This is a genomic window from Yersinia hibernica (assembly GCF_004124235.1).
Lineage (GTDB): Bacteria > Pseudomonadota > Gammaproteobacteria > Enterobacterales > Enterobacteriaceae > Yersinia > Yersinia hibernica.
Genome location: NZ_CP032487.1, coordinates 2,149,590 through 2,165,600 on the forward strand (window position 1 = coordinate 2,149,590; position 16,011 = coordinate 2,165,600).

Consider the following 16,011-nt stretch of genomic DNA (forward strand, 5'->3'; position numbering starts at 1 on the left):
CTGAATAAATAAAAAACTGACAGTGGTTGTATTAGCAACACACTGTCAGTCTGTTTTTACTGCCGGTTACTTCATCTCATCAGCCACTTATTTACTGGCTTTTTTTACCAGATTATCCGCAGGTAACTCCCCGGGAAGATAATTAGGTAAACGGCCTGCCGGGAAGATAGCCAGCAGTGACAATAAAGCCATAATTAATAAGCCAAATTTCAGTGAGCGTAGACGAGCCTCCTCGTTGACTCGCACAGCTTCAGCAACCTGTTCTGGCGTCGCCGTAGTTTGCGCCAACACCCCTTGCAGGCGGTCATTGCTCACGAAATTAATACTGTCCATATTCACTTGCGCCTGAATTTCTGGCGTCAGGATTGGGGTTTCAGCCACACCGCGCATGACGTTGGCACTGAGTAAACCCACCAGCAAAGCACCCGCGACTGCAGTACCGATGGCGTTTGCCAAGTTGTTAGTTGTGCCACGTAATGAACCGACATCACCAGCTAACTCTTTCGGTGATGCACTGACCAATACGTTGAACAGTAATGTCACCAAAGCCCCTTGAGCAAGGCCAAAGACCACCAGACCAAACAGCACCGCGAACTCACTCCAATTATTACGCACGACAAATGCCAGCCACAGCAAGGCAATAGTACAAGTGATGAAGCCATAACGGCCGATTTTACGCGGTGTCAGCTTCGGGTAGAAACGCACAATCAGCATCGCGGAGAAAAACACTGATAAATTAAAGGGCATCATGGCAATCGCTGTCGCCATCGGCGTACTGCCCTGCACTATCTGGATATACAACGGAACCGAAAAGTTCAGCATGGCTTCCAGTGCGACCACCGCAAACATAGCAAATACCGCCGCTTTCTCAGTCGGAGAGCTAAGGACTTCCAATGCCAGCAGCGGTGTTTTACCTTGTTCTTGACGACGACGAGTCCAAACCACAAATGCTTGTCCGAGCACAATCCCCAAGACAATCATAAAAGGTGCAGGAGAAAAGCCCAGCAGATCGAATGGGGCCCCTTCACGCACCAAACCAAAGCCCCAGCGGTTTAGGTTATTAAAGCCAAACGACAGCAAAATAATCGCCGCGGCGGCCAAAACCACACCAAATATATCAATACCCACTTCCGGGCGGCCTTGGTCGGATTTCAGACGGAAACTCAACACAAAGATGATGGCGGATAACGCAATCAAGATACCGAACGCCGGGCGCCAGCCGATGTAAGTTCCCAGTACGCCACCAATCATGAATGCCGCTACCCCGGCACCCGCACGAGCAGAGCCTAATGCCCCCAGCGCCGTGGCCTGTTGTGTCCCCCGATAGTTTTCAGCAATCAGAGCCACTAATGCTGGCACCAGGGCCGCACCGGCCAGGCCACTTAATGCCTGCGCGCTTATCATTACCGTCACATTCGGGCTGAAAGTCATCATAACCTGCGCGATACCGAACAACAGAACGGTACTGCGAAATACCACCAATGGGCCGAAACGCTGATTGAGTTTGGCACCCAACATAACGAAACCGGCAACAGACAATGAATACATGACAATCGCAGTTGCAATCGTCGTCGGTGGCACATTAAAACTTTTCACCATCCCGCCCAACGCGACCGGTAGCGAAGCGACGTTAAATGACATCAGAATCTGGGCCAAGGCGATGGTTATCATCGGCACCCAAGATTCTTTGACTTCCGCACCTGCGCGGTGAGTTGATTGATTCGCCATAAATATTTCTATCCTTTTGAAAAAAATATTGTTTTAAACTCAATCCGATTTCACAGCATACTGTTGTCTGCCCAATAACCGGTTTTTAAACTTGACCTGACTCTCACGACTCAACTCTTTTCGGTGTAAGGCTCAGAAACAAACATGTCCATCCCAAGGCTACGTGATAAGAACCGTGCAGCCAGTTGCCCTTTAACACTGTTACCCGCGCTATCCAGCAAGGGGGCGAAGGTCCCCAAACCGCCTTTCCCAGGTGACACTGTCACAATCCCGCCGCCAATCCCGCTTTTCCCAGGAAGACCAATGTCATAAAGCCAGTCGCCGGAAGTTTCATATAACCCTGCAGTGACCATGACCGCTAATGCATAATGACAAACATCATTATCGACAACCCGCTCCCGCGTCAGTGGATTCACGCCCCCATCGGCCAGTGTTGCGCCCATCACGGCTAAATCTCGGGCACTGACATTGAGCGAACATTGGCGCGTATATAAATCGGTGGCAATAAGCGGGTCACATCCCAAGCGACCATACCCCTCCAGCACATTGGCAATGCCGCGATTGCGGTAATTCGTTTCGCATGCAGATTGATATACTTCTTCATTCAACGTCAGTTCGCGCCCGGCAAAGCGGCACAAACCGTCATAAATGAATTTCCACTGCTCATCACTGCTCGCCCCGGGGACCAAACTGGTGGTGGCAATAGCGCCCGAGTTCACCATCGGGTTAGTGCGCCCATCTACAGCCCGCTCAATGGCCGTCACAGAGTTAAATGCCATTCCGGTGCTGTTCACACCCAGTTTTTCCCGCGCAACTTTCGCCCCGATGGCCTGACAGACCAAAGCAAAAACAAAAGGTTTGGAAACACTCATGATGGTAAATTCATAATCCACATCGCCGGCGGAATACACTTTGCCGTGAGTGCCGACCATGCACACACCAAAGAGATTGGGAGGAATGCGTTCTAATGCCGGATAAACAGTGGAAACCACACCTTCATTATCACTACTAAACCGTTGGTGGGCTTCTTGCACCAATTTAATGACGGTATCTGAGTCCGGCAGATGGCCGGTTGATACATAGTCGATAATTCCATTTTTGCTATCATCTGTAGGCATATAGTTATCTCCCGTGTGCCTCTGTTTATATTTCTGTCTTTCTTTTGCCTCCGGGGCTTATTTTAAGCACAGAAATATTTATACGTTTTAATTTATATGAAATGGTAATAATGATGGGCCACTGTCTTGAACTTTGGCTTTATCAATTAATAATGAAATTCTTAGAGTAAGATAGCCTAGCTTAAGAAAGCTGTATACCAGTTGTTTAGCAGAGTTTGATAATGTTTTCCCGAAGAAAAAACCTCAGAATTGTTGCAATATCATGGCAGTAAAGATAAGGAGGGATAATTTATATGGGCGGAATCAGATGACCAGCAGCAGATAAACATGTCCGCCCACATTAATTTGATATAATAGACGCTAATTATCGATAAAGCGCCCTTGAAGACACGCCATATCCTGTATTGCATACTAAGTGCGACCAAGATATTAATAGTTATGCTTGAAAGGGCGTTATCCAAGCCAATCCCGCCACCGTGCCAGCTCGTGGGTGATATTCACATCCTACCCAGCCGTTGTAATTAACCTCATCAAGTAAGCCAAATAAGTGGGCATAATTAACCTCACCCTCATCAGGCTCATGGCGATTCGGAACCGATGCTATCTGAATATGCCCATAGCGCCCGGCAAACTCGGTAATTAAATAACTCAGATTGCCATCCACTATTTGCGCATGGAATAAATCCAACTGCATAAATACGTTGGGGCGGTCAATAAGGTTGACCAGTTCTAGTGCTGCATATTGGCTTGAGAAAAGGTAATTAGGCTTTATCTGCGGGCTTAATGCTTCAATCATCACATTAATATTATGTTCAGCAAACCGGCTCGCAGCATAGCGAATATTATCGACAAATACCTGCTGATACTCGGCGACCATGGTCCCCTCGGGCACCACTCCCGCCATCACATGAACAGAAGGGCACGCCAGCGCCAGTGCATATTCCAGTGCTAAATCAATATCATGGCGAGCATCGTTTTCTCGCCCCGGTAAAGCGGCCAGCCCCCACTCACCGCGCGGGATATCACCGGGCGAAGTGTTAAACAGCACCTGCTGCAAACCTTGTTCTTGCAATTTCTCCGCCAGTTGCGCGGCAGGATAATCATAGGGAAATAGAAATTCCACCGCCCTGAATCCCGCGTCTTTCGCCGCTTTAAAACGGTCAAGAAAAGGAACTTCGGTAAACATCATAGATAAATTAGCCGCAAATTTCGGCATAATTAGCTCCTCAATTGCGCAATTTCGTCCTGGGTCAGATAACGAATCGGCCGGTCGCCCAGTGTAAATATCAGGCGCGCGGTTTCCTCGAGTTCTTCCATATTGTCCGCCGCCTCGCGCAAACTTTTCCCGACCACTACAGGGCCATGATTTGCCAACAAAAAAGCGCGATATTGCGGAGCCAACTGCGCCAAAGCCTCACCGAGCCGGTTATCTCCAGGGCGGTAATACGGCACCATCGGAACATCACCGACCCTCATCACCACATAGGGAGTAAAAGGCTTAATAGCATTGTGGCAATCCAAACCTTGCAGGCAAGAAAGTGCGGTTAAATAAAGACAATGTAGATGCACGACCGCTTCACATGCCGGATTATTAAGATAAATAGCCCGATGGAAACTGATCTCTTTTGAGGGTTTATCACCGGAGAGCCATTCGCCCGCCACACTGACTTTTGATAACCGCTCGGCATTTAACTCACCTAAACAGGAGCCTGTCGGGGTAGCTAATAATGTGCCGTCGGCCAGTTTCATTGACAGATTTCCGGCGGAACCGGTGGCGTAGCCTCGTTGGAAAAAGGAGGCCCCCAACTTGACCATCTCTGCGCGCGCCTGCTGCTCATTCATACGACGAACTCCGTTTGTGCTCTGGCAAAAAAGTTTTCATCACCAAAATTGCCCGACTTCAATGCCAATGAAATGGTGTGATCGATAGATTTTACCCAAGGAACCCCGGGTGAAATGACGGGCCCAATATGGAAAGCTTGAACACCCAATGATTGCGCGACGATACCGGATGTTTCGCCGCCTGCGACGATGAAACGTTGAACACCCTGCTGTTGCAAGCGGCGTGCCAACGCCCCGAACAGATGTTCGACGGCCTCACTGCTGGCCGCCGCCCCCCATTGTTGCTGGATTCTTTGCAGCTCCTCAGGCTCAGATGTGGCATACAGCAAAGGAGCCAATGGTCCTGAGATATTCGCCATCACCCAGACACACAGCGCGTTTACATACGGCTCCGGCTCATGCAGGCAGCGGGCAACATCAATTGACTGGCTAGGTGCTTGCTGAATATATCGAGCGACCTGCCGATTGGTCATCGTCGAACAAGAACCCGACAGCACCACACATAATTTGCCTTGTGGCGCTCCGGCTAATGTCGCTGATGATTGATGCTGAACCCCTTTCATCCATTGCCGCGCCACCCCAATCGCCAAACCCGATCCCCCGGTGACCAACACCATATCGCAAACGGCCTCTGCTTGTATCAACAAGTCGGCCTCATTTAAGGCATCCATCACCACATAACGAACCCCATCCTCTTTCAAGGTGCGCAACTGCGATTTCACGGCGTCAACACCTTGACTCATCACGGCAGTGTCAATCAACCCGCTGTGGCCGCGGGCCTGGGCATTCATCAGGCGCAATAAATTACTGTCGGTCATCGGTGTCACCGGATGATGGCGCATCCCGGACTCGGATAATAATTGCCCCATCACAAATAAGTATCCCTGATATACCGTGCGGCCATTGACCGGCAGCGCGGGGCAAATAATGGTTTGTTGCTGACCGAGAGCATCCATTAATGCATCAGTTACCGGGCCAATATTGCCTTGCGCGGTGCTATCAAACGTCGAACAATACTTAAAATAGAATTGTTGACACCCCTGAGTTTGCAACCACGCCAACGCCGCTAGAGCATCCGCCACGGCAATCTCTGCCGGGCAAGAGCGCGATTTTAAGCTGATCACCACCGCATCTGCTGTTACCTGATAATCCGCTGCCGGTATGCCGTTAATTTGCACCGTCGACATACCATTTTCGACCAAAAAGCTGGCAATATCCGTGGCCCCGGTGAAATCATCCGCTATGACCCCTAATCTCATCCGACATCCCCCTGTTTGGCTATTAAGTCAGCCCCAATAACACCTATGGATCGGATTTTCGCAACCGCCACACGGCCTCCAATGTTAATTTTGGTGATAATTTGATTTATTGTGTTAATGGTAGTCAAAAGGAAGCGGCAATATCGTGATAATAATCACAATAATTAACACTAGAAAGCCATAAATCACATAAATTAACATCAATAATGACACAGGCTTTCACATCATAATGAACAACATGACTAAATAAGTGATTGCTTGCGTTAAAAAATGAGAAAATTTTTCTAGCTGCTGGCGTATAATCACATTAATTACCATTGTCTGTGAACCAACAAACTGAAAAGGAGTGCGCGTGATACCGGTTGAACGTCACCAACAGATACTGGCACTGGTTGCCGAACGTGGCGTCGTCAGCATTGCTGAATTGACCGAACGCCTAGGTGTATCACACATGACCATTCGTCGTGATGTGCAAAAACTGGAAGAACAAGGGGCGGTGTTATCTGTTTCCGGCGGAGTGCGCTCAACTGAGCGGCTGGCAGCGGAACCCTCACACCAAGATAAAACCCAAATGTACAGCAGCCAGAAAAATGCCATTGGTATGGCGGCGGCGCTGCATATTCCGCGCAATAGCTGTATTTATCTTGATGCGGGCACGACAACACTGGCGTTGGCACGACAGTTGGAAGCCAGAGAAGACTTATTAGTGGTCACAAATGACTTCGTAATTGCTAATTTTTTGATTGAGTCCTGCCAGTGCAAAATGATCCATTCCGGTGGCACATTGTGTCGTGAAAACCGCTCTTGTGTCGGCGACGCCGCCGCCCGCGCACTGCGCAACTTATCGATTGATATCGCTTTTATCTCAGCATCCTGTTGGGGGCCTCGGGGTATCTCGACCCCGGATGAAGATAAGGTCGTGGTAAAACGCGCGGTGAGTGAGGTTAGCAGTAAGCGAGTGCTGCTGGCTGATGCCTCAAAATACGGCAAAATAGCCACCTATTTAGCCTTGCCCCTCACCGACTTTGATGTGGTTATCACCGACACCAGCTTGTCGGCTACAGCTTATGAAGAACTGGCCACTAAAGAGATTGAGTTAATCATCGCCCCTCCCGCGCACCAGCCTGATTAATCGCCCAACACCCTATTGCCCTCTCAGATTATGAAAAAAGAAATCATAGAGGGGGTAAATTTGATAACTATATAAATCGTTATGTAGCTAAAGTAATGCTAAGTCTTAGCACCCTAATAAATAAACAGCGTAAACTACAGGGTAATTGCGCTGACAGAGTGGTGTTGGCGACCATTGATTAACCCCCATTTCAGCCAGCCAGATGTCTGAGCACCTCACAGGCCGGTGTTTCTGGAGCATGACATGAATAATGCAACAACGGCTGGAAAGCAAAAAGTGCCGTTACGACTCAGTACATCGATAACCCTGATGGTCTCTGCCGTGATTGTCTCTGTGCTATTGGTGGTTCACACCCTGTTCTTCGTGCAACTCAGCCAAATGGCCCAAGAGGGTTTGCAAAACAAAGCCGTTGCCGTCGCTCGGGCCTTATCTTTTTCGCCGACCATAATCAACGGATTAACGGACCCGAAAGCCGGGCGGCAAATTCAGGCTTATACCAGTGCAGTTCAGAAAGCCAATGACCTGCTATTCATAGTTGTGACTGATATGAAAGGCATTCGTTATTCACATCCTAATACTGAGATGATCGGTCAGCATTTTATCGGCAATGACTTACAGCCAGCACTAAAGGGCAAAGAAAACAGCGCGATAAACCGCGGTGTATTGGAAAAGGCATTACGCATCTTTATTCCAATCTATGCACCGCATGGTAAACAAATAGGCGTTGTGGCCATTGGGATTTCTCTTACCAGTATTGACTCGGTAGTGAGTGAAACGCGCTGGACTATCCCCTGGACCATATTATTTGGTGCCCTCATTGGCTCACTCGGCACTTGGTTTTTAGTCAAAGCCCTGAAAAGAATTATGCTGGGTTTTGAACCCTACGAAATCTCTAATCTATTTGAACAGCGAAATGCCATGCTGCAATCGATTAAAGAGGGTGTCATCGCCGTTGATGCGGATTCACGTATCACCGTGGTTAATCATGAAGCAAAGCGCTTATTTAAACAAAGTGGCCCGATGGAGAATTTATTACTCAGCAACGCCAGCAAATATTGGCCGGTGCGCTTGTATCTACAGCAAGTCTTGGAAACCGGAATTGCTCGCCGTGATGAAGAAATAAACTTTAACGGCAGTATATTACTCACCAATACCGTTCCGGTGGTGGTGAAAGGGGATATTATCGGTGCAATCGCAACATTTCGCGATAAAACTGAAGTCAGCCAACTGATGCAACGCCTGACAGGGATGGTGCATTATGCCGATGCATTACGCGCACAGTCACACGAATTTATGAATAAACTCCATGTGATTCTGGGCTTATTACATATGAAATATTATCAGCAACTTGAAGATTATATTGTTAAGACCTCGAATAACTATCAGGCGGAAATTGGCTCGCTACTGCGCAAAGTCAAATCCCCTGTCATTGCCGGTTTTCTACTGGGAAAAATCAATCGCGCGCGCGATTTGGGCATCACATTATCCATCAGTGACGATAGTCTGCTGCCAGATACTAATAATGAGCAAATCACGACCACCCTGATTACCGTGTTGGGTAATCTGATTGAAAATGCGCTGGAAGCTATTGGTAGCCAGTCTCAGCGAGAAATTAATGTCAGCTTTCATTACCAAAATGGCCGGGTACATTGTGTTGTCAGTGATGATGGCCCGGGTATTGCGGCGGAACTCCAAGAACGCATTTTTGATAATGGTTTTTCCACTAAAGGCAATGAACACGGCATCGGCTTAAGTCTGGTGCGCCAGAGTTTAGAAAGTATCGGCGGTAATATTGAGTTCGACTCTGAAGCCGGCGTTTTTACACAATTTTTTATCAGTCTTCCTTACGACATAACCTCTAGCGACAATTTTTCGCACAACATCAGCGCGGTAAATCATGATTAATGTATTAATAGTGGATGATGATGCAATGGTAGCTGAGCTGAACAAGTGTTATCTGAGCCAGGTAGCCGGATTCAACTGCTGCGGCTCAGTGTCCAGTTTGCAGCAGGCCCGAGATCATTTAATGACAGCGCAGCACCCCGTCGACCTAGTCTTATTGGACGTTTTCATGCGCCAAGACAATGGATTAGACTTACTGCCGGTCTTACGTGAATTCAGCGAACACACTGATGTGATTGTGATTTCTTCCGCCACTGATGTGAACACCATCAAAAAAGCGCTGCAATACGGTGTGGTTGATTACTTAATTAAGCCATTCCAATTCTCACGTTTTGAAGAAGCGCTGTCGACTTATCGTGAAAAACAGAGTCTGCTCGGGCAACGCGAATATTGCGCGCAAGAAGATGTCGATTCCTTATTGCGGCGCAGTAATGCAGCACCTGTTGAGCGCAAAAAGTTACCCAAAGGGCTCACCGCACAAACCTTACGTACTGTTTGTGCATGGATTCAAGAAATACAAGATGGCGAGTTCTCAACTGAACAGATGGCCAATGCTATTGGTATTTCACGCGTTTCTTGCCGCAAATATTTGATTTATCTATCTGATACTGACGTTCTGAGCACTAAAGTTCTGTATGGCGCGACGGGGCGGCCGGTTTATCTCTATAAACTGTTACCTAGCCAGCAGGAGGTTTTAAAACAGTATTGCCAATAGTGCTTTATTATCAATAACAAACGGTATCCAATGGGCGATACCGTTTGTTATGTTATGCTGACAACATCACCATTCACACAATCCAACCCAACAATAATGTCGCGCCGATGACAGTGGATGCGCCACCAATTCGGGTGGCTATCTGGGCAAAAGGCATCAGTGACATCCGGTTAGACGCAGACAAAATAGCCACATCGCCCGTCCCACCTAATCCGCTATGACAACTGGTCACGATGGAGGCTTCCACTGGGTACATATTTAGATAGGGGGCAATAATGAAACTGACAGCGGCCATTGATAACACCACGGCGCCACACACCACGACATAGCCGACAGAGAACACCGCCACCACACTTTCTAATGGCACATACAACATGCCCAGGCCAATCATCAGCGGCCACACCAACGTTGTTGAGACAAATTTGTACCAACTATGAGCGCCCTGCTCCATTTTTGATGGAATAACTTGTGCATATTTGCACATCACCGCGATTAAAATCATCAGCACCGGGCCGGGAATATGCACCATCTTTTCAAACAAGCCCCCGACAATAAAGAAAGCGCAGGTCATCAATAACCCTCCGCCCATCAACTGAAAATCCGCTTGTTTTGGCCCCTCTTGTGCAGTGAATATCGCATTGTCAGGTGCTGAGCGAATTAACATCCCCTCACCATTCAGATCCTTGCGCCGCAGACCAATGCGGGCCAGCACTCCGGCACAAATAATAGCAAAAATGTTACCCACCACCGCGGCGGGGGCCAGTTGAGCAACATAAACATCCGGAGCCTGCCCCAGAATTGCCGAGTAAGCCAGTGATAACGGCAAGATGCCCTCACCAATACCACCACCAATAATTGGCACAATAATAAAGAAGAATGTGTGATAAAGGCTGAAACCAAATAACTTCCCCACCAGCAACCCCGTCGCCACTGCCGTTATCGTTCCGACCACCAGCGGGACAAACATCCGCGTCATACCCTGAATGAGAACCACACGATTCATACCAAGAATACTGCCGACAACCAAACTGGCGATGACAAAATAGAGTAAATTCGCCTCTTTCATGAGCAAATGAACGGTCTCTAGGGTATTCGTTTGGAAAACCCCAAAGTAAACCAACACGGATGGCACCATAAGACACAAAATAGCCGGGCCCCCGATATCCTTCAGCACAGGAATATGGCGGCCGATATGAGATAATACAAAACCCATCGTCATAATAACTGCCAAACCACCAATCATATTTTTCGGTAAATAACTGGCATAAGCCGAAATAAACACAATGGCAGAAATGGTTATAAATAAAGCCATCGGCATAGTGTTTATATTCATTTGATTTAATTGAGAAATTAACTTTTTGATAGAAAATTTACCCGTCATATCAATATCTTCAGCGGGGGTAAGCAAGATTTCTTGATTTGTTTTTTTCATTTTAGACCTACTGTTGGGTAGTACCTAAGGGACAAGAAGTAACGTATTGAATGTTATGGCCAGTTAACGTAATTTAATATTTTCGCCGATACTTTTCAGCAAGCCAGCAACACACCCGTCGATTAAAAACCATTAATGAATAGCAAAAGAAAAAAGAGAAAGTGACACTATAAATACACCGCATCAAGGTATCATTGCTTATGCAACAAAAGAATAACTCGCGCGGGTATAATTATTATATTTGCGACCATCTCGACAGGTTTATTTTAATTAACTTAACTTGGCATTTTGTAATTAAATAATCTGAAGAAGCTCAAATTTCTCTGTTATGCTTTCAGTTAATAAAGAGTAAATGCTATTTTGGCAAAATATTCCCCTCCGGCCAGCGGGCCTCACACCAATGATGCAGTAACCCCAGAATAGCCCGTCAACCGGTGCTTTCGCTATTATTTATCACTGACCACCTAACGACGGCGGCTTGCTAGTCGATATAACCTTGGCGGTTATGTATTAGTGACCTAATTTATATCAACATATATATCATTATAAACAATGAGTTTTAGGTATAAAATAACCAATAACCCGGACAAAAAAATATTATCGCCATTTTCATTAAGGCCAACTGCCGTTCAATAAAAAATGATAATCATACAAAATAAAAAAAACCAAACATAGCGCCTATAAATAACAGGCAGAATAATTTTATAACTAAAAAAACATACTTACCACATTTGCCTATGTAACAGTGAGTTACGAATTGGTTTAAAATCAACCAATAGCCACACAGAATACATTAATATAGAAGCATACGATGCAGATATGAATTAATATAAGCCATTTCAATTACTGATTTTGCTAATATCGCAAAAAAAAATAATTTATAAGTAAATATTTTTTTGCCTCATCACGACAGAAACGATAGCATGCCCTGCCATAATTCAATCGCAGTGATAAACACATAACAAGTGAAGGCGCTAAGACGCTATTTATGCATTAACCTTTAGCAATCAGTTGCAGTAATACATTCACAATGATTGCACAACAGACAGGAAAATAGGAAATATCTATCATGTCAGGAAATCAATCTGTAGAAACCCATCAAGCCGCGAAAAAACGCTGGTTAGACTCCCATGATACGGGCTATCACAAAAGTATGGTCCGACGTCATATACAGATGATAGCAATCGGTGGCTCTATTGGTACCGGCTTATTCTTGGGCACCGGTGCGCGTTTACAAATGGCCGGCCCAGCATTAGCTTTGGTTTATTTGGTATGCGGGGTTTTCTCCTTTTTCATTCTCAGAGCCCTTGGTGAACTGATTTTGCACCGCCCATCCAGCGGCAGTTTTGTCTCTTATGCGCGCGAGTTTCTCGGCGAAAAAGCATCCTATGTTGCGGGCTGGATGTATTTTCTTAACTGGGCAATGACTGGGATAGTCGATATCACGGCGGTCGCGCTCTATATGCACTACTGGGGTACATTCTCGGATGTCCCACAATGGCTATTTGCGTTAGGCGCACTTTCAATTGTGGCGACGATGAATATGATTGGTGTGAAATGGTTTGCGGAAATGGAATTTTGGTTCGCCCTGATCAAAGTCGCCGCCATTTCTATATTCCTGATAGTGGGTGTGGTCTTTCTCGGCACCGGCCAAAGTGTGGCGGGACACCCGTCCGGCATGCATCTCATCACTGATAATGGCGGGTTCTTCCCACACGGATTGCTCCCGGCCTTGGTATTAGTCCAAGGGGTAATATTCGCTTTTGCCGGCATCGAATTAATTGGTACCGCGGCCGGTGAATGTAAAGACCCGGAAAAAATGCTGCCCAAAGCGATTAATAGTGTGATCTTACGGATTGGTTTGTTTTATGTCGGCTCCGTGGTTCTGTTGGTGTGCTTGCTACCGTGGAATGCCTATCAAGCAGGTCAAAGCCCTTTCGTAACATTTTTCAGTAGCTTAGGTGTTCCTTACATTGGGACAATCATGAATATCGTGGTGTTATCTGCCGCTCTTTCCAGCCTTAACTCTGGCCTATACTCCACCGGCCGTATCCTGCGATCGCTATCAATGGGAGGCTCCGCGCCGAAATTCATGTCAAAAATGAGCCCTCAATCTGTTCCTTATGCCGGGATACTGGTGACTGTTGGCATCTATGTTTTCGGTGTCGTGCTCAATTACCTTGTTCCATCCCAAGTATTTGAAATTGTTTTGAACATCGCATCATTAGGGATTATTAGCTCGTGGGCATTCATCATTGTGTGTCAGATGAAACTACGCCAGGCAATAAAAAATGGCACCGCGAAACCCGTGTCCTTCAAAATGCCCGGAGCTCCCGTAACATCTTGGTTAACATTACTTTTCCTGGCCGGAGTGTTAGTGATGATGGCATTCGATTACCCGAATGGCACCTGGACTATTGCGACTTTACCGGTCGTCGCCATATTATTGGTCATTGGCTGGTTTAGCTTACGAAAACGCGCCCTTGAGGTTGCTGCTGCGCCCATAGAGGCCTCAGTTAAAAAAAATGACGAGAAAAAAGTACCATCCACTGAATTATATGAACAAAAAACCGTAGGCTAACTATAAGTGTCAGTCCGCAGGCTGATAATTCGGCCTACGGACTGTGTTTAATATCTGCCATGCTAAAGTTTATCTCAAGCATCTATGGCAATGTAAAAAGCAAACCGCCGGTTGATTTCGCGTTATGGAACAAAGCCAAACCACTAAAGTTTTTCCACCAGAAAATCTCGCAACACGACCGCCTGATTATGTTGTGCATCGCGGCTGCCATATAACAACGTAATGGGATGCTGTTTCAACACAATCAGCAAAGGCTCCCAAGCCGTTGAGTTATTGAGTTGGGCCTGATAGCGTTTGACAAATTCGGCCCAATCCAAATGTTGGTGAAACCATTGCCGTAAAGCATTATCCGGTGCAACATCTTTTAACCATATAACCCCCTCCAGCCGGATCTTACTAATACCCCGAGGCCACAAGCGGTCAACCAAAAAAGTATTCGCCTGATAGGGTGGCTGAACATCATAGACCCGTTGCAATGTAATCTTCTTTATATCCACAGCAATCTCCTTTCGCCCTTTCCAGCATGCTAATTACCGCAGTGACAGAAAATAAATCCGTGAAAACACGCCCCATCGATAAACATCGGAATAAGTGCAGTTATCTATTTTCCTATTTTTGATAGAGATCCCAGCGATTGCCATAGATGTCTTCGAACACGACCACCATTCCATAGTCTTCTTGGCGTGGCTCTTCGCAGAAAGTCACTCCTTGCAACTTCATTAATTCATAGTCACGCCAGAAGTTATCCGTCTCCAGAAAAAGGAATACCCGCCCCCCGCACTGATTGCCAATAAATGCCGCTTGATGATCATTGGATGCACGAGCTAATAATAAACGACATTCGCTATCCGCACGCGGCGAAACCGACACCCAACGTTTACCGGGTTGCGGCTCATCTTCCCTCAAAAAAAAGCCCAATTTTTCAGTATAATATTCAATCGCTTTATCATAATCATCAACCACAATAGCAATGTAGCCCATCCCTCTTTTTTGACTTGTCATACCTATTCCTATTCATCATCCGTTAACCTATGTCAGATACCGTAATATAGCGCGCTTTACCGTATCGACTCCGCCCGCTATAAGGTTAACCCCGCAACAACAAATGGTAAATAACACCTTATGCTCTATCTCGACAACAGTAGCATTTTAATCCCTGCCACACCCAATGCGGGTTATGATAATTATTTCTTCATAAATACGAACATGTTATATTCCTTCCAGTTAAATTATTGGTGAATAACATGACCACAGTGATGATTAATACCACCAGACAGATGAAGAAAAAAAACATCATGCTGGTAACTCATACATTAAAATCATTGGGGTCGGCGACCAAAGGCGATATATCCACTCAAACAGGATTGAGTTTGGCAACCTGTGGCACGATACTGAATGAATTGTGTGCTGAGGGCGAGGTTATTGAAGAATCACTCGATGAATCACGCGGCGGTCGGCCGGCAAAACGCTATATATATAACTCCAATTACTTCAGTATATTAAGTGTTTATGCGGAAGGTACTCATGACACCGGTATCATTTCATCGTCCATCACCGCTGCTGACGGTAAAAATATTGCCGAATATAACGAAGTCTATAATAATTTCACTGTAGACACATTAATAAGTCACATACAAAAAATCCTAGCAAAACATCCTAATATCAAAGCCCTAGGTCTTGGTTTACCGGGGGTTGTTGTTGATGGCAAAGTATTAACCTGCGATATTACTAATCTTGAAGGGGTGGATATCACTGAATACCTAAATAAGCAATTTGGTATTTTTGTCCAAGTCGGTAATGATATGAATTACACCGCATTTGGCTTTTATCGGAATAGTTGCCGTGATATAAATGACCCAATCGCTTATATCTTCATCCCCCCAAGACATTGTGCCGGTTGTGGCATCGTTATTTCTGGGGAAATGCTACGAGGCACGAGCCAATTTGCGGGTGAAGTTTCAAAACTTCCTTTCTACGATAATTTAACCACTGAAACAAATTCTCATCATGGCCCTGAGATGGAAAAACTTATCCATATTACTGCATCTTTAATCGCTATTATTAACCCCGTGACTATAGCAATATCAGGAAATAACCTCACTCAGACATCAATGAATGAGTTATCATTGGCATTATTAAAAAAATTTGACCGCAAACACATCCCTCACTTCGTTTATCGTGACACTATAAAATCCGATTATCACAATGGCATATTGGAACATACCCTTGACGCCTATAATAATTTTAGAATCTTTAACAATTAATCTTGGCGCAAATAGCTACGGTGGAAACCCCAGCTTGA

The 16,011-nt window shown here is 46.1% G+C and carries 13 protein-coding genes; 5 read left to right on the forward strand and 8 right to left on the reverse strand.

The window, feature by feature from the left end; translation table 11 throughout:
• Window positions 1-87 precede the first annotated feature (87 nt).
• The 5 genes from D5F51_RS10080 to otnK all read right to left on the reverse strand — a co-directional run bounded on the left by D5F51_RS10080 (window position 88) and on the right by otnK (window position 5,947).
• Window positions 88-1,728 (reverse strand): MFS transporter, encoded by a 1,641-nt coding sequence (locus D5F51_RS10080; protein ID WP_129196489.1) that lies wholly within the window; start codon window positions 1,726-1,728, stop codon window positions 88-90.
• A 110-nt stretch (window positions 1,729-1,838) separates the two neighbouring features.
• Window positions 1,839-2,846, reverse strand: a complete 1,008-nt coding sequence (gene glsA, locus D5F51_RS10085; RefSeq protein ID WP_129196491.1) for a glutaminase A — start codon at window positions 2,844-2,846, stop codon at window positions 1,839-1,841.
• 436 nt (window positions 2,847-3,282) lie between these two features.
• The gene (gene otnI, locus D5F51_RS10090; RefSeq protein WP_129196493.1) at window positions 3,283-4,062 is read right to left on the reverse strand and encodes a 2-oxo-tetronate isomerase; all 780 of its coding nucleotides are present in this window, start codon (window positions 4,060-4,062) and stop codon (window positions 3,283-3,285) included.
• 2 nt (window positions 4,063-4,064) lie between these two features.
• Entirely contained in the window at window positions 4,065-4,688 is a 624-nt protein-coding gene (gene otnC / locus D5F51_RS10095; RefSeq protein WP_129196494.1) for a 3-oxo-tetronate 4-phosphate decarboxylase, read from the reverse strand.
• A complete protein-coding gene (otnK, locus tag D5F51_RS10100; protein WP_129196496.1) occupies window positions 4,685-5,947 on the reverse strand; it encodes a 3-oxo-tetronate kinase in 1,263 nt (420 codons plus the stop codon). Before otnK ends, otnC begins: the two co-directional genes overlap by 4 nt.
• Window positions 5,948-6,299: 352 nt before the next feature.
• On the opposite strand from otnK, the gene ygbI reads away from it, so the two are divergent.
• The 3 genes from ygbI to dcuR all read left to right on the forward strand — a co-directional run bounded on the left by ygbI (window position 6,300) and on the right by dcuR (window position 9,696).
• The gene (gene ygbI, locus D5F51_RS10105; RefSeq protein ID WP_129196498.1) at window positions 6,300-7,079 is read left to right on the forward strand and encodes a DNA-binding transcriptional repressor YgbI; all 780 of its coding nucleotides are present in this window, start codon (window positions 6,300-6,302) and stop codon (window positions 7,077-7,079) included.
• 243 nt (window positions 7,080-7,322) lie between these two features.
• Window positions 7,323-8,984 carry a sensor histidine kinase gene (locus D5F51_RS10110; protein ID WP_129196500.1) on the forward strand — a complete coding sequence of 554 codons (1,662 nt, stop codon included), beginning with the start codon at window positions 7,323-7,325 and terminating at the stop codon, window positions 8,982-8,984.
• Window positions 8,977-9,696, forward strand: a complete 720-nt coding sequence (dcuR, locus tag D5F51_RS10115; protein WP_129196502.1) for a two-component system response regulator DcuR — start codon at window positions 8,977-8,979, stop codon at window positions 9,694-9,696. Before D5F51_RS10110 ends, dcuR begins: the two co-directional genes overlap by 8 nt.
• Before the next feature lie 73 nt (window positions 9,697-9,769).
• On the opposite strand, the gene D5F51_RS10120 is transcribed toward dcuR, so the two are convergent.
• Window positions 9,770-11,128: a 2-hydroxycarboxylate transporter family protein gene (locus D5F51_RS10120; RefSeq protein ID WP_129196504.1), complete on the reverse strand. Its 1,359-nt coding sequence runs from the start codon at window positions 11,126-11,128 to the stop codon at window positions 9,770-9,772.
• 1,066 nt (window positions 11,129-12,194) lie between these two features.
• Between D5F51_RS10120 and ansP the strand changes: the two genes are divergently transcribed.
• Complete coding sequence (ansP, locus tag D5F51_RS10125) at window positions 12,195-13,709, forward strand: L-asparagine permease (protein WP_186368164.1); 1,515 nt, start codon at window positions 12,195-12,197, stop codon at window positions 13,707-13,709.
• Window positions 13,710-13,852: 143 nt separating this feature from the next.
• On the opposite strand, the gene D5F51_RS10130 is transcribed toward ansP, so the two are convergent.
• Together D5F51_RS10130 and D5F51_RS10135 are read right to left on the reverse strand one after the other, a co-directional pair.
• Window positions 13,853-14,206 (reverse strand): DUF488 domain-containing protein, encoded by a 354-nt coding sequence (locus D5F51_RS10130; RefSeq protein WP_129196508.1) that lies wholly within the window; start codon window positions 14,204-14,206, stop codon window positions 13,853-13,855.
• Between the two features lie 112 nt (window positions 14,207-14,318).
• Entirely contained in the window at window positions 14,319-14,711 is a 393-nt protein-coding gene (locus tag D5F51_RS10135; RefSeq protein ID WP_167480524.1) for a VOC family protein, read from the reverse strand.
• A 242-nt stretch (window positions 14,712-14,953) separates the two neighbouring features.
• Here D5F51_RS10135 and D5F51_RS10140 point away from each other — a divergent pair, with 242 nt between their 5' ends.
• Window positions 14,954-15,973 (forward strand): ROK family protein, encoded by a 1,020-nt coding sequence (locus D5F51_RS10140; RefSeq protein ID WP_162301719.1) that lies wholly within the window; start codon window positions 14,954-14,956, stop codon window positions 15,971-15,973.
• The last annotated feature ends 38 nt before the right edge of the window (window positions 15,974-16,011 follow it).

Excerpts from the sequence above, each read along its gene's own strand:
- D5F51_RS10080 (WP_129196489.1), bottom strand. The coding sequence starts at position 1,728 with ATGGCGAATCAATCAACTCACCGCGCAGGTGCGGAAGTCAAAGAATCT.
- glsA (WP_129196491.1), bottom strand. The coding sequence starts at position 2,846 with ATGCCTACAGATGATAGCAAAAATGGAATTATCGACTATGTATCAACC.
- otnI (WP_129196493.1), bottom strand. The coding sequence starts at position 4,062 with ATGCCGAAATTTGCGGCTAATTTATCTATGATGTTTACCGAAGTTCCT.
- otnC (WP_129196494.1), bottom strand. The coding sequence starts at position 4,688 with ATGAATGAGCAGCAGGCGCGCGCAGAGATGGTCAAGTTGGGGGCCTCC.
- otnK (WP_129196496.1), bottom strand. The coding sequence starts at position 5,947 with ATGAGATTAGGGGTCATAGCGGATGATTTCACCGGGGCCACGGATATT.
- D5F51_RS10110 (WP_129196500.1), top strand. The coding sequence starts at position 7,323 with ATGAATAATGCAACAACGGCTGGAAAGCAAAAAGTGCCGTTACGACTC.
- dcuR (WP_129196502.1), top strand. The coding sequence starts at position 8,977 with ATGATTAATGTATTAATAGTGGATGATGATGCAATGGTAGCTGAGCTG.
- D5F51_RS10120 (WP_129196504.1), bottom strand. The coding sequence starts at position 11,128 with ATGAAAAAAACAAATCAAGAAATCTTGCTTACCCCCGCTGAAGATATT.
- D5F51_RS10135 (WP_167480524.1), bottom strand. The coding sequence starts at position 14,711 with ATGACAAGTCAAAAAAGAGGGATGGGCTACATTGCTATTGTGGTTGAT.
- D5F51_RS10140 (WP_162301719.1), top strand. The coding sequence starts at position 14,954 with ATGACCACAGTGATGATTAATACCACCAGACAGATGAAGAAAAAAAAC.